This is a genomic window from Cobetia sp. SIMBA_158 (genome assembly GCF_046566945.1).
Lineage (GTDB): Bacteria > Pseudomonadota > Gammaproteobacteria > Pseudomonadales > Halomonadaceae > Cobetia > Cobetia amphilecti.
The window spans coordinates 1-333 of the sequence record NZ_JAWJYL010000143.1; the positions used below are offsets into that span (position 1 = coordinate 1).

The window sequence follows — 333 nt, forward strand, 5'->3', positions numbered from 1 at the left end:
TATACTTTGTATTCACTTTGTCAAAACGAGTTTTAGGAATCATAGTCTCGTCTTGCTTAGTGTCCGTATCTTTGTCATTGTCTTGACCAGCATAATAGTTATCAATCCAATCGTCACCGCCACCAGTATCTGTACCACCGTCACCACCAGTATCACCTTCTCCACCTTCAGCAAAGAATTGCAAGTCTAATGGTAATAACATTTTAAATAATTCTTTCATAGCTTCCTCCTATTTCGTTTTTTACGTGTACGACACGATAGGATATTTAGCACAATAAAAAAAACAGTACTAATCACAATACTAGTAATAGTACCAACAACAGTACTAATACC

1 protein-coding gene is annotated in these 333 nt (G+C 36.0%); it reads right to left on the minus strand.

All coding sequences use genetic code 11. The features are described from left to right. On the minus strand, window positions 1–220 hold a 220-nt coding region (locus R2R70_RS19355), incomplete at its 3' end, for a hypothetical protein (protein WP_410978801.1). Window positions 221–333 lie beyond the last annotated feature (113 nt).